The following is a 12,122-nucleotide window of genomic DNA, read 5'->3' as shown; positions in this document are numbered from 1 at the left end:
GTGGTCGGCGTGGCCCCCGAGTTCATGGGCATCGGCCCGGCGCCGGCGATTCGTCTGCTGCTGCAACGCAGCGGGTTGAAGCTGGATGACATCGGCCGCTTCGAGATCAACGAAGCCCAGGCCGCCCAAGTGCTGGCGGTGGCCCATGAACTTGAGCTGGACAGCACCCGCCTCAACGTCCAGGGCGGCTCGCTGGCACTCGGGCATCCACTGGCTGCCACTGGCCTGCGCCTGGTCATGTCCCTGGCCCGACAACTGCGTCAGCACAACCTGCGCTACGGGATTGCCGCGGCGTGTGTGGGCGGCGGGCAGGGCATGGCGCTGCTGATCGAGAACCCTGCTTTTCGCGCTTGAGTGCGTGATTCTTTTTAGTCGATGAGGTGTCCCGATGTGGAGCTATGAGGCGCCCCTGCGCGATATGCAATTTGTCCTCGAACACTGGTTGCAGGCGCCCGACAGCTGGCGACGCAACCCGGCGTTCGAGGCCCTCGACCTGCCGCTGGCATTACAAGTATGGGAGGAGGCGGCACGCTTCAGCCAGGGCGTGCTGGCGCCGTTGAACCGCCACGGTGATCGCCAGGGCTGCCGCTGGCAGGCGGGCCAGGTCAGCACCCCGGACGGCTTCGTCGAGGCCTATCGTGCTTACGTCGAGGGTGGCTGGCCGGCGCTGGCGTGCGCCCAAGAGCAGGGCGGGCAGGGCTTGCCGCAACTGCTCGATGCGGCGCTGCAAGAGATGCTCTACGCCAGCAACCATGCCTGGGCTATGTACACCGGGATCGCCCACGGCGCCTACCTGTGCCTCAAGACTCACGCCGCGCCTTGGCTGCAGGCACGCTACCTGCCGGAGATTGTCAGTGGCCAGGCGTTGCCCACCATGTGCCTGACCGAGTCCCAGGCCGGCAGCGATGTCGGTTTGCTGCGCTGTCGTGCTGAACCCCAGGCGGATGGCAGCTATCGCTTGAGCGGCAGCAAGCTGTTTATCTCCGGCGGTGAGCATGACCTCACGGCCAATATCCTGCACCTGGTGCTGGCGCGCCTGCCTGATGCGCCGCCGGGCAGTCGCGGCATTTCACTGTTCCTGGTCCCCAGGCAGCTGGACGATGGCCGGGCCAATGGTGTGCATTGCGACGGCATCGAACACAAGATGGGCATCAAGGGCAGCGCCACCTGCTCCCTGGTATTCAACGCCGCCCAAGGCTGGCTGATCGGCAAGGCCAATCAGGGCCTGGCGGCGATGTTCGTGATGATGAATTCGGCGCGCCTGCATGTCGGCCTGCAAGGCCTGGGGCATGTCGAGGCGGCTTGGCAGAATGCCCGGCAGTACGCTGCCGAGCGTGTGCAGATGCGTGCACCGTCCAGGCCCGAAGAGGTGGCGGCCCAGGCCGCTGACCCGATTCGTTATCACCCGGCCATGCGCCGCGTGTTGCTGGAGTTGCGCACCACCAGCGAGGGCATGCGTGCCATCGGCTATTGGGCGGCGCACCTGCTGGATCAGGCCGAGCATGGCCAGGACGCCTCGGCGGCCCGGTTGGCGCCTTTGCTGACGCCCATCATCAAGGCGTTTTTTACTGAACAGGGCTTTCGCCAGGCCAGCAATGCGCTGCAGGTATTTGGCGGTTACGGCTATGTCACCGAGTTCGCCATCGAGCAAACCCTGCGGGACAGTCGCATCGCGATGATCTACGAGGGCAGCAACGAGATCCAGGCCAATGACCTGTTGCTGCGCAAAGTGCTGGGGGATGAAGGTCGAGCCTTTGGCCTGCTGCTGGCCGAGTTGCGTGCCGAGGCCGGGCAGGGCGTGCAGTCTATCGAGTGCGCAGGGTTCGCCCACGCATTGGGCAGCCTGTGCGACGCGCTGGCCTGTGTGGTGAGCGCCGTGCGTGAACGCGCGCAGGAAGACAGTGAATACCCCTATCGGGCCGCGCCGGATTTCCTCCAGCTCTGTGGCGTGGCGTTGCTGGCCTTTGCCTGGGCGCGGGCTGCGCGGGTCTCCAGGGCATTGCCCGAAGACGATCCATTGCGTGCCGCCAAGCTGCAAAGCGCCGGGTTCTTTTTCGATTACCTGCCGTCGCGGCTGGCGCAACACCTGGGTGCCATAGAGGCGGCGCGCGCCGCACTGGCGTTCGTCTGACGGGATCGGATGCTTGCGGTACTATGGCAGGCCACGTGTTCTGGAAGTTGCCTGGATGAGTAAGCCCGGTCAATTGGTGCTGGTTGCACTGCGCAAGATGATTGCCAACGGTGAGTTGGTGGCGGGGGAGCGCCTGATGGAAACCCCTACGGCGCAACGCTTTGGTGTGTCGCGCATGCCCGTGCGCATGGCATTTCGTACCCTTGAGCAGGAAGGGCTGCTGGTGCCGTTCGGCGGGCGCGGCTATCAGGTGCGGTCGGTCAGCCCCAGTGACATTGCCGGCGCCATCGAAGTGCGCGGTGTGCTGGAAGGCCTGGCTGCGCGGCAAGCCGCCGAGCATGGTCTTTGCGACGCGGCGCGTGCGGCGCTGGAGCGCTGCCTGGTGGAAGGCGACCAACTGTTCGACAAAGGCTACGTGACTGAAGAGGACCTTGAGGTTTACCACGACCTGAACATGCGCTTTCACCAGGTCATTGTGGAGGGCAGCCACAACCCGGCGATCACCGATGCGCTGGCACGCAATGATCACCTGCCCTTCGCATCGGTGACCGCGCTGGCGGTGGATCGTGAGGACATGGCTCGTGAATACCGGCGCTTCAACTATGCCCACATGCAGCATCACTCGGTGTTCGATGCCCTGGTCAATCGCCAGGGCGCGCGCGCCGAAGCCATCATGCGCGAACACGCCAATGCGACGTTGCGTTATGCCGAGATCTTCAGTTCAGCCACCGCCGACGCGCGCATGAAGGTGATTTTGCCCGCGTCGTGACACGGTTCAGATGTCGAGCACCAACAGTGGGGTTTTCGAGCGTGAGCAGCAGGGCGTGAACTGGTCGTTCAGCGCCTGTTCCTGCTCGGTGAGGAACAGGTCGCGGTGCTCCGGGATGCCGTCCAGCACACGGGTCAGGCAGGTGCCGCAGATCCCTTGTTCGCAGGACACGGCAATCTCGATGCCCTGGCTTTCCAGGACCTGGACCACGGTCTTGTCGGCGGGGATCGTGAAGACCTGGCCGCTGCTGCCGAGCTTCACCGAAAAGCTGCCGTCGAGGCTGTTGTCCACTGGCGCCGCCGAGAAGTACTCGCGATGCAGGCAATCCTCTTGCCAGCCTTGCGCCCGCGCGCTGTCGAGCACGTGTTGCATGAAACCGCCGGGGCCGCAGACATACAGGTGCACATCGTCTGCGGGCGCAGCCAATACCTCGGCAGTCTTGAGGGCCGTGTGGGGCTGCTCATCGAAATGCAGGAACACGCGCTCGGCAAACGGTGACGCCTTTAGCCGCTGTACAAACGCCGCACGCTCACTGGCGCGTGCACAATAATGCAGGTCGAAGTCGGCACCTGCATGGGCGAGGCGCTCGGCCATGCACAGGATCGGGGTGATGCCGATGCCGCCGGCGAACAGCAGGCTGCGTCGTGCTTCATGGGCGAGGGGGAATAGGTTGCGTGGTTCGCTGATCCTCAGGTGGGCGCCCTCGTGTACCTGCTCGTGCAAGCTGCGCGAGCCGCCGCGAGAAGCCGGGTCGTTGAGTACGCCGATCAGATAGCGATGACGCTCCTCGGGGTGATTGCACAGCGAATACTGGCGCACCAGCCCGTCCGGCAAATGCACGTCAATGTGCGCGCCGGCACTGAAGGCGGGCAGCGGCTGGCCATCGACCCTGGCCAGTTCATAGCTGCAAATGTCCTGGGCTTCGTTATTACGGGATACCACCACCACATCGATCATGTTCGGTCCTCGCAGAGTTGTCGCGCCGTTCAGGCGGTGGTGGTCGTGATCAGTTGTGGTTCGAGTGGGCGTTCCTTGGCAATCAGTCGCTCCAGGATTTTGCGCGACTGCACGCCGCCGGCATCGATATTCAACTTGAGCAGGTTGCGTTGCGGGTGGGCCAGCAGGTTCTGCTGCTGACGTTCGAGCATCTCCAGGTCTTCGCTGAAAATCTTCCCTTGGCCTTCGCGAATGCTGGCGGTCAGCGCCTCATCGTGAGGATTGAAGTTGCGCGCCATGCCCCAGAAATACCAGATCGACGTCTCGGTTTGCGGGGTGATGAAGTCGACCACGATGCTTGCCGCCTTGTGTTCGGGCGCTGCGTGGTAGCCGCCCTTGCCGGCGTGGGCCACGCCGACTTCGATCAGCACGTGGCTGGGCGGGGTGAAGCGACAGATCTGCCAGCGGTCCACCGGCACATCGTCGGCGAGGTTGTTGCCGCGCAGGGCCATGCGCCAGAACGGCGGAGCCAGGATGTTTTCCATGTGCCGGGCGGTGACGACTTCGTCGCCTTCAACCGTGGTGACGGGAGGCGCTTGATCGATTTCTTTTTGGCCGATGCTGGAAGCGTGGACGTAGGTTTCGTGGGTCAGGTCCATCAGGTTGTCGATCATCAGGCGGTAGTCGCACTGGATATCAAACAGCCCGCCGCCGTACGCCCACTGGTCACTCACTGCCCACTCCAGGTGATGAATCAGCGCCGGGTCGGCAAGGGCCTGATCGCCGGGCCATACCCAGATAAAACCATAGCGTTCAACCGCGGCAAAGGTCTTGTTGCACGGAAAACCACGCACCCGCTGTCCGGGCATTTCGACGGTCTTACCGTCGGCCCCCATGACCAGGCCGTGATAGCCGCAAACCAGGTTGCCATTTTCGACGTAACCCAGCGAAAGCGGTGCGCCACGATGGGGGCAGAAGTCCTCGATGGCGACGACGCTGCCTTGCGGGCCACGATAAAACACCATTTTTTCACCGCAGATCTGGCGACCCAGGGGTTTTTGGGCGATTTCATCGGGTGTGCAGGCGACGTACCAAGTGTTTTTGGGGTACATGGCAACTCTCTGGCTGGTTAATTATTTTTGTTTAATGGATCCATTAAATTTCCAGAGCTGCTGTGAGTCAATGTATTAATCAGTTGTTTAAGGTTATTTTGGGCGATTATCGACCGATGTAATTTTATTGGATCCATTGAGTGGGAGGCGTTTGGTGCGCTGATGGCAAAGAAAGGCCTGTCAAAAAATACCCTGTCTAGATCATCGGGCGTAACCAAGCCCTTCACCGGACATCCGCTACTTTCTTGGGCAGAAATGGCAAGTTGCTGCGTCATTTAGTAGCAAATCGCTTTACCCGCTTCGCGCAATTTTCCCCACCCGAACGGAAGACTTCATTTAAATCAATTACTAACGTTCTTTTGGAGGTGTTGGCACGCGTTATGCTTTTTTGTATTCGTGGATAATTGGATACAAAAATACAAAGAGGCTGCCAATGCAATTTGCCCCCGCTTACGTTGACCGCCAGCCCCTTACTGCCGAGGAGGAGGCCTACAACTTCCTTCTCGACGCCATCTGCGGCGGTCGTTTCCGCAAGGGCGACCGCCTGATCGCCGAGGATATCGCCAGCGAGATCGGCATGAGCCGCATGCCCGTGCGCGAAGCATTCCGGCGGCTGGATGCCCAGGGCCTGGTGACGCTGCGGCCCAATCGCGGTGCGATCGTCAGCGGTCTGGATATTGATGAGCTGTACGAAGTGTTCGAGATGCGCAGCGCACTGGAAGGCCTGGCGGTGCGCGTCGCGGTCAGCCGCATCGGTGAGCGCCAGTTGGCGGCTCTGGAGCGCTTGCTGGACGAGATGGATGACTACCGCGACGAGAGCGCCGCGTGGGTCCGTTGCCACCGTGCCTTTCACGAATACCTGTGCGGGCTCAGCGGCCGGCCACGCTTGCTCAAGCAGATTTCAGCGTTGTATTCGCTGGTGGAAGCGCCCATGCGCTTGTGGCTGCAGCACAGCGAAAAACCCCTCGGTGCGCGCCAGGAACACGCCGTAATCCTCGACGCGATTCGCGCCGGTGACGCTGCCGGTGCCGAAGCTGTGGTACGCGAACACATCGAAAGCACCGTGCCGCTGCTGATTCAATTTCTGCAATTGGAAAAATAAAAGAGGCGGGGCCCACCCCGTCCATGTTTAGACGTTGATTACTGCCCCGTTATTTAACGAAGTGGAGTGTCTGGTCATGCATAAACAACACCGCGCCTTGCTGGTGGCTGTAACCCTGGGGCTCTGTACACAATGGGCCTGCGCCGCAGTCCAGGTGCCTGAGCGGCTGAAGAGCGTCGACAAACTCACCTACTGCTCGGGGATGGATTCACCGCCCCTGGTGTCCTTCGACGAATCCCAGAAACCGCGCGGGCTCACCGTCGACCTGGGCCTGGAAATCGCCAAGCGCCTGGGCAATAAAACCGTGCAATGGCGGGTCATTCCGTTTTCCGGCTTGCTACCGGCGCTGCTTGCCCAGCAGTGCGACATGATCGTCGACCAACTGTTCGACAAGCCCGAGCGCCGCCAGGTGATCGACATCGTCAACTACATGTATTCCAGCCAGGCGGTGGTGGTGCCCAAGGGCAACCCCAAAGGCATCAAGACCCTGGATGACCTGTCCACGCGCAAGGTGGCGGTGCTCAACGGCTCTACCATCAAGACCCTGCTCGACAGCCAGAACGAGCGCCTCGCCAAGGCCGGCAAGCCACCGATGAAACTGGTGGTCTACAACACCGACACCGATGCGTTTCAGGCGTTGCGCATCAGCCAGGTCGACGCCTATGGCACCACCGTGGAAACCGCCGGTTACTACGCGGCGATGGCCCCGGAGCTGTTCCAGGAAGGGGTACCTGCATTCAGCCGCATCCTCACCGGCCTGGGCATGCGCAAGGACGACCCGCAACTGACCGCCGCCGTGCAGCAGATCATCAGCGACATGCGCAGCGACGGCAGCTATGTGCAATTGCTCAACAAATGGCATGTCAGCAGCGACACCCTTGACTGAGGTTCTACCACAATGAATTTCAATTGGGATGTGTTCTGGCAATACCTGCTGCAGCCCAGTGGGGTCTACCTCACCGGGCTGTGGCTGACGTGCCTGATCAGCGTGCTGGCGATGCTGCTCGGTTGCGCGCTGGGCCTGGCGGCGGCGCTGTTGCGCCTGTCGAAGAACCCGCTGCTGCACCTGCCGGCACGCCTTTACGTGTGGCTGATGCGCGGCACGCCATTGCTGGTGCAGATCGTGTTTTTGTACACCGCACTGGCAGCGGGCGGGATCTTCCGCTTCGAGGACATCGAGCTGTTCGGGCTGATCATCCCCGGCAATATCCAGGCGGCGATCATCGCCCTGGGCCTGAATGAAGGCGCTTACATGGCCGAGATCATCCGCGCCGGCATCGGCGCGGTGGACAAGGGCCAGTACGAAGCCGGGCGTTCCCTGGGCATGGGGTTCGGCAAGCTGATGCGGCGCATTGTGCTGCCCCAGGCGTTTCGGGTGATCGTGCCGCCGCTGGGCAATGAGTTCAATGTGATGCTCAAGAACACCACCCTGGTGAGTGTGATCGGGGTGCAGGAGTTGTTGCTCAGCACGCAGATGGTGACCTCGGCGACGTTTCGCGTCTTCGAGTTGTACCTGGTCGTCGCGATTTACTTCCTGACGCTGACCACCCTGTGGGGCTTTTTCCAGAGTTGGCTCGAACGCCGCTTCGGCCAGTCCGATCGACCTTCGGCGCCACCTCCGGCCGCCAGCCGCATGTTCGGTCGCAGCACCCTGAAACTGCTGAGGGGACGTTAACCATGGCGCACCAAAGTGAAGAGCTGATCATTGACGCACAGGATATCCAGAAGTCGTTCGGCGAGTTGCAGATCCTCAAGGGCATCTCCCTGCAAGTGCGGCGCGGCGAAGTGGTGGTGCTGATCGGCGCCTCCGGCTCCGGCAAGACCACCTTTATCCGCTGCATCAACCTGCTGGAAGACATCCAGGGCGGGCGCATTCGCGTCAACGGCCGCGCCATGGGCTATCGCGAACGCGCCGATGGCAGCCTGGTGCGCGATTCGGAGCGCAACATCGCTCGTCAGCGCCGCGACATCGGCATGGTGTTCCAGCGCTTCAACCTGTTCCCGCACATGACCGCATTGGAAAACATCATTGAAGCGCCGATCCAGGTGCTCGGCGTACCGCGTGCCCAGGCGCTGGAACAGGCTCGGGGCTTGCTGGCGCGGGTCGGCCTGGCGGACAAGGCCAGCCACTATCCGTCGATGCTCTCCGGTGGTCAGCAGCAGCGGGTGGCGATTGCCCGTGCGCTGGCGATGAAACCCCAGGCGATGCTGTTCGACGAGCCCACCAGCGCCCTCGACCCGGAAACCGTCGGCGAAGTGCTGCAGGTGATGAAGGAACTGGCCGAGGAGGGCATGACCATGGTGGTGGTCACCCATGAAATGGGCTTTGCCCGTGAAGTGGCCGACCGCGTGGTGGTGCTCGACCAGGGCGAACTGATCGAACAAGGGCCGCCGGAGCAGATTTTCAGCCACCCCAGCCATCCGCGGACCCAGGCGTTTCTCAGCCGCGTGTTATGACCTTTTTTTGAAGAGCCTTTGCCATGTTGAAATTTTCCGCTCACGAATACCCCTACCCGTCGCAACGCCAGAGCGTGTTCGCGCGTCGCGGCATGGTCGCCGCTTCGCAACCGCTGGCGGCCCAGGCCGGTATCGAAATCATGCAGAAGGGCGGTAACGCCATTGATGCCGCCATTGCCACCGCAGCCGCGCTGACCGTGGTCGAGCCCACCGGTTGTGGCCTGGGCGGCGACGCCTTTGCGCTGGTGTGGTGCAAGGGCCAGTTGCATGGCCTCAACGGCAACGGCCATGCGCCGGCCGCCTTGAGTATTGAAGCGGTCAAGGCGGCAGGGCATCAACAGATGCCGTTGTACGGCTGGACCTCGGTGACGGTGCCCGGTTGCCCGTCGGCGTGGGCCGAGTTGTCCAAACGCTTCGGTAAATTGCCGTTTGCCGATTTGCTGCAGCCGGCCATCAGCCTGGCGCGCGACGGTTTCCCGTTGTCGCCGGTGGTTGCCCATCAATGGCAGATCTCCTTGAACGAATTCAGCCCGCACCGCGATGACGTGCTGCAAGCCTGGTTCGACACCTTCCTCATTGACGGGCGCGCGCCTCGGGCGGGGGAGATTTTCCGCAACCCGGCCCAGGCCCGCACCCTGGAAGAACTCGCCGCCACCGGCTGCGAAAGCCTGTATCGCGGCGCGCTGGCCGAGCGCCTGGATGCGCATTCGCGCGCCAGCGGCGGCTACCTGCGCGCCAGCGACCTCCAGGATTACCGCGCGCAGTGGGTGGAGCCGATCCACATCAATTACCGGGGCGTGGATGTTTGGGAAATCCCGCCGAGCGGCCAGGGCCTGGTTGCACTGATGGCGCTGAAGATCCTCGAAGGCTTCAACTTCGATCACCGCGACAGCCAGCAAACCTGGCATCGCCAGCTGGAAGCCATGAAGCTCGCCTATAGCGATGGCCTGCACTACATCACCGACCCGGCGCACATGCGCGTGGCGGTGGCCGACCTGCTGAGTGACGCCTACAGCACCCGTCGCCGTGGCGAGATCGGCGAGCAGGCGCAGCCGCCCAAACCCGGCGCCCCCCATGCCAGCGGCACGGTGTACCTGGCCACCGCGGATGCCGAAGGCAACATGGTCTCGTTTATCCAGAGCAACTACCACGGCTTCGGCTCCGGCGTGGTGCTGCCCGACAGCGGCATCGCCTTGCAGAACCGCGGGCAGGAGTTCAGCCTCGATGAGTCCCATTCCAACTGCCTGGCACCGGGCAAGAAAACCTTCCACACCATCATCCCGGGGTTTCTTAGCAAGGACGGCCAGGCCCTTGGCCCGTTCGGCGTGATGGGCGGCTACATGCAGCCCCAGGGCCATGTGCAGATGGTGATGAACCTGGTGGACTTCGGCCTCAACCCCCAGGCGGCCCTCGACGCACCGCGCTGGCAATGGCTGGGCGACATGAAGGTCGGCATCGAACACGGCGCGTCCCGCGACCTGGTCAATGCGCTGGCGCGACGCGGGCACAAGGTGCAGACCGACAGCGACCTGACCGACTACGGGCGCGGGCAGATCATCCTGCGTGACCCGGTCACCGGCGTGTTGTGCGGGGGCACTGAGCCACGGGCGGACTCACATATCGCGGTTTGGTGAGCGGCTACACAAGCGCTGAGCCAGACGGCTAATAATGACGGGGGGATGAGTTGTTTGATCTTCGCGACGGCGAGTGGGCGCCGCCGCAAGCCTCAATGTGCACGTTGACTCATCAAGTACGACGAGGCTCGCCCTGGGTAATTTCGCGTATCAGGCTCAGGTAACGAAGCGCGCCCAGTCCCAGGGGCCGGTTTTTTACCCAGATGATATCGACCCATAACCGCATCTGACTCGGCATGTAGTCAAACACCACCTCCGTCAATGCGCCTGAGGTGATGAGAGGGTGTACCAGCGATTTTGGAAGGTAAGCCCAACCCAACCCTTGCTGCACCAGGTCCAGCGTGGCCAGATAATTGTCGCTGTGCCAAATCCGCCGCGACAGCACAACACGTGGGTCAGAGTCCGCAGGCCCTCCTGTGGCGACGATGATCTGCCGAACGTTGACCAGTTGCTCCTCGCTCAAGGGGCTTTTCTTGCCGGCGGCCGCAGGGTGATCTGGAGCAGCAACCGCGACCAACAACTGGCTCCCGGCTTCAAGAAATGTTTCCCGCTCGTCAAGCCCTGGTCGTTCAAATCCAAGTGCCAATTGCACATGCCCTTCATGGAGCATGCGCATTGCCTCTGGATGGGACGCGGAGCGAATCTCGATTTCCAGCGTGGGAAACTCCCTGGCGATAATCGCCAGCGGACGATTCCATACGCCTGTTTGCAACTCCGGCGCCATCGCAAAGACCAGGCGCTCCTCCAGCCCCTGATGCAACTGGAGGGCATGGGCATCCAGCAGGTTTATCTGGCTCGCGACCTGGCGTGCCTGGGGCTCAAGTGCCTTGGCGGCGGCCGTTGGAATGGCTTTGCGGGTTGATCGGTCAAACAGCAACAAATCCAGCTCGGCTTCAAGCTGCGACACCGCCATGTTGATGGCCGAGGGCACCCGGCCTAATTTTCGCGCCGCCGCCGAAAAGGATCCGCTGTCGATGACCGAGAGGAAAATTTTAAGTGACTCGCTGGTAAACGCCATGGGAGTTGTCAGATTTTCTGATGATGATTGTCTTTATGTATCAGATTTATTCGCCTAGTTTCTACTCTCTTTCACATTAAATACGTGGGGCACACCATGTTGGATACGCAAATGAGAGGGCAGGTTGCGCTCATCAGTGGTGCCGGGAGTGAATCCGGGATCGGCATGGCGATTGCCCGCAGGCTGGGTGCATCCGGGGCGAAGTTGATCATCACTGCCAGCAGCAACCGCATTGTGGATCGGGTTAAAGAGCTGCGCCTTGAAGGGTTTGAAGTTGAAGGCAGGCTCACTGATCTTACCGATGAAAGTCAGGTGCGAGACTTCAGCCTCTGGGCAGAGTCAGTCTGGGGGCAGGTCGATATTCTGGTGAACAATGCCGGTATGTCCATGCACGGCAGCCCTGAGATTTTCTCGGAATTGGCGTCGATGGAACTGCATGACTGGAACCTTTCACTGGCCCGAAACCTGACCACTGCCTTTCTGCTGACCCGAGCCGTGTTGCCCGGCATGAAGGCGAGACGTTACGGGCGCATTGTCAATATCAGTTCCACCACGGGCACCCGCGGGAGCAATCCGGGGGAAGCCGCTTATAGCGCCGCCAAGGCCGCGATGGTGGGCATGAACATGGGGCTTGCGCTTGAAGTCGCCAGGCAGGGGATTACCGTCAACAGCGTGGCCCCCGGCTGGATCACCACGGGCTCAACCACCCCCGTTGAAGCCGAGGCGGGGCGCTTCACCCCGATAGGGCGCGCAGGCAGCCCACGCGAAGTGGCGGCGGCGGTTGCATTTCTGGCATCGCCTGACGCCAGCTACATCACCGGGGAAGTCCTTGTGGTGGATGGCGGGAACTGTCTGGTCGAGAACAAAGCCCCTCACGGCGATTATTAAGTTTGAATACGCTCCAGCGCGCTCAATCCACGATGGTGGGCGGGGGGGCTATAACCGAGATTTATAACAGCGCGA

11 protein-coding genes and 1 pseudogene are annotated in these 12,122 nt (G+C 62.0%); 9 read left to right on the top strand and 3 right to left on the bottom strand.

The window, feature by feature from the left end; all coding sequences use genetic code 11:
* From BFP92_RS24240 to BFP92_RS24230, 3 genes and pseudogenes are all read left to right on the top strand, one after another.
* Nucleotides 1–354 (top strand): annotated as a pseudogene (locus tag BFP92_RS24240) (acetyl-CoA C-acyltransferase); the annotation flags it as partial.
* A 34-nt stretch (nt 355–388) separates the two neighbouring features.
* Complete coding sequence (locus BFP92_RS24235) at nt 389–2,131, top strand: acyl-CoA dehydrogenase (RefSeq protein ID WP_065931458.1); 1,743 nt, start codon at nt 389–391, stop codon at nt 2,129–2,131.
* Between the two features lie 55 nt (nt 2,132–2,186).
* Nucleotides 2,187–2,900 (top strand): GntR family transcriptional regulator, encoded by a 714-nt coding sequence (locus BFP92_RS24230; protein WP_065931457.1) that lies wholly within the window; start codon nt 2,187–2,189, stop codon nt 2,898–2,900.
* Nucleotides 2,901–2,906: 6 nt separating this feature from the next.
* Here BFP92_RS24230 and BFP92_RS24225 read toward each other — a convergent pair whose 3' ends face one another.
* Nucleotides 2,907–3,857, bottom strand: a complete 951-nt coding sequence (locus tag BFP92_RS24225) for a PDR/VanB family oxidoreductase (protein WP_065931456.1) — start codon at nt 3,855–3,857, stop codon at nt 2,907–2,909.
* A gap of 29 nt (nt 3,858–3,886) precedes the next feature.
* Nucleotides 3,887–4,948, bottom strand: coding sequence for an aromatic ring-hydroxylating oxygenase subunit alpha (locus BFP92_RS24220; protein ID WP_065931455.1), 1,062 nt, complete (start codon nt 4,946–4,948; stop codon nt 3,887–3,889).
* A gap of 433 nt (nt 4,949–5,381) precedes the next feature.
* Between BFP92_RS24220 and BFP92_RS24215 the strand changes: the two genes are divergently transcribed.
* The 5 genes from BFP92_RS24215 to BFP92_RS24195 all read left to right on the top strand — a co-directional run bounded on the left by BFP92_RS24215 (nt 5,382) and on the right by BFP92_RS24195 (nt 10,141).
* Nucleotides 5,382–6,050: a GntR family transcriptional regulator gene (locus tag BFP92_RS24215; RefSeq protein ID WP_065931454.1), complete on the top strand. Its 669-nt coding sequence runs from the start codon at nt 5,382–5,384 to the stop codon at nt 6,048–6,050.
* Nucleotides 6,051–6,126: 76 nt separating this feature from the next.
* A complete protein-coding gene (locus tag BFP92_RS24210) occupies nt 6,127–6,936 on the top strand; it encodes an ABC transporter substrate-binding protein (protein ID WP_065931453.1) in 810 nt (269 codons plus the stop codon).
* A gap of 12 nt (nt 6,937–6,948) precedes the next feature.
* Nucleotides 6,949–7,725, top strand: a complete 777-nt coding sequence (locus BFP92_RS24205) for an amino acid ABC transporter permease (RefSeq protein WP_065931452.1) — start codon at nt 6,949–6,951, stop codon at nt 7,723–7,725.
* 2 nt (nt 7,726–7,727) lie between these two features.
* The gene (locus tag BFP92_RS24200; protein WP_065931451.1) at nt 7,728–8,507 is read left to right on the top strand and encodes an amino acid ABC transporter ATP-binding protein; all 780 of its coding nucleotides are present in this window, start codon (nt 7,728–7,730) and stop codon (nt 8,505–8,507) included.
* 23 nt (nt 8,508–8,530) lie between these two features.
* Nucleotides 8,531–10,141 (top strand): gamma-glutamyltransferase family protein, encoded by a 1,611-nt coding sequence (locus BFP92_RS24195; protein ID WP_065931450.1) that lies wholly within the window; start codon nt 8,531–8,533, stop codon nt 10,139–10,141.
* 112 nt (nt 10,142–10,253) lie between these two features.
* Here BFP92_RS24195 and BFP92_RS24190 read toward each other — a convergent pair whose 3' ends face one another.
* Nucleotides 10,254–11,159, bottom strand: a complete 906-nt coding sequence (locus BFP92_RS24190; protein ID WP_065931449.1) for a LysR family transcriptional regulator — start codon at nt 11,157–11,159, stop codon at nt 10,254–10,256.
* A 96-nt stretch (nt 11,160–11,255) separates the two neighbouring features.
* Between BFP92_RS24190 and BFP92_RS24185 the strand changes: the two genes are divergently transcribed.
* Nucleotides 11,256–12,047 (top strand): SDR family NAD(P)-dependent oxidoreductase, encoded by a 792-nt coding sequence (locus BFP92_RS24185; protein ID WP_065931448.1) that lies wholly within the window; start codon nt 11,256–11,258, stop codon nt 12,045–12,047.
* The last annotated feature ends 75 nt before the right edge of the window (nt 12,048–12,122 follow it).

Source organism: Pseudomonas sp. 58 R 3 (genome assembly GCF_900006605.1).
GTDB classification, from domain to species: Bacteria; Pseudomonadota; Gammaproteobacteria; order Pseudomonadales; family Pseudomonadaceae; genus Aquipseudomonas; species Aquipseudomonas salomonii.
This window is presented reverse-complemented; position numbering and strand designations above follow the sequence as displayed.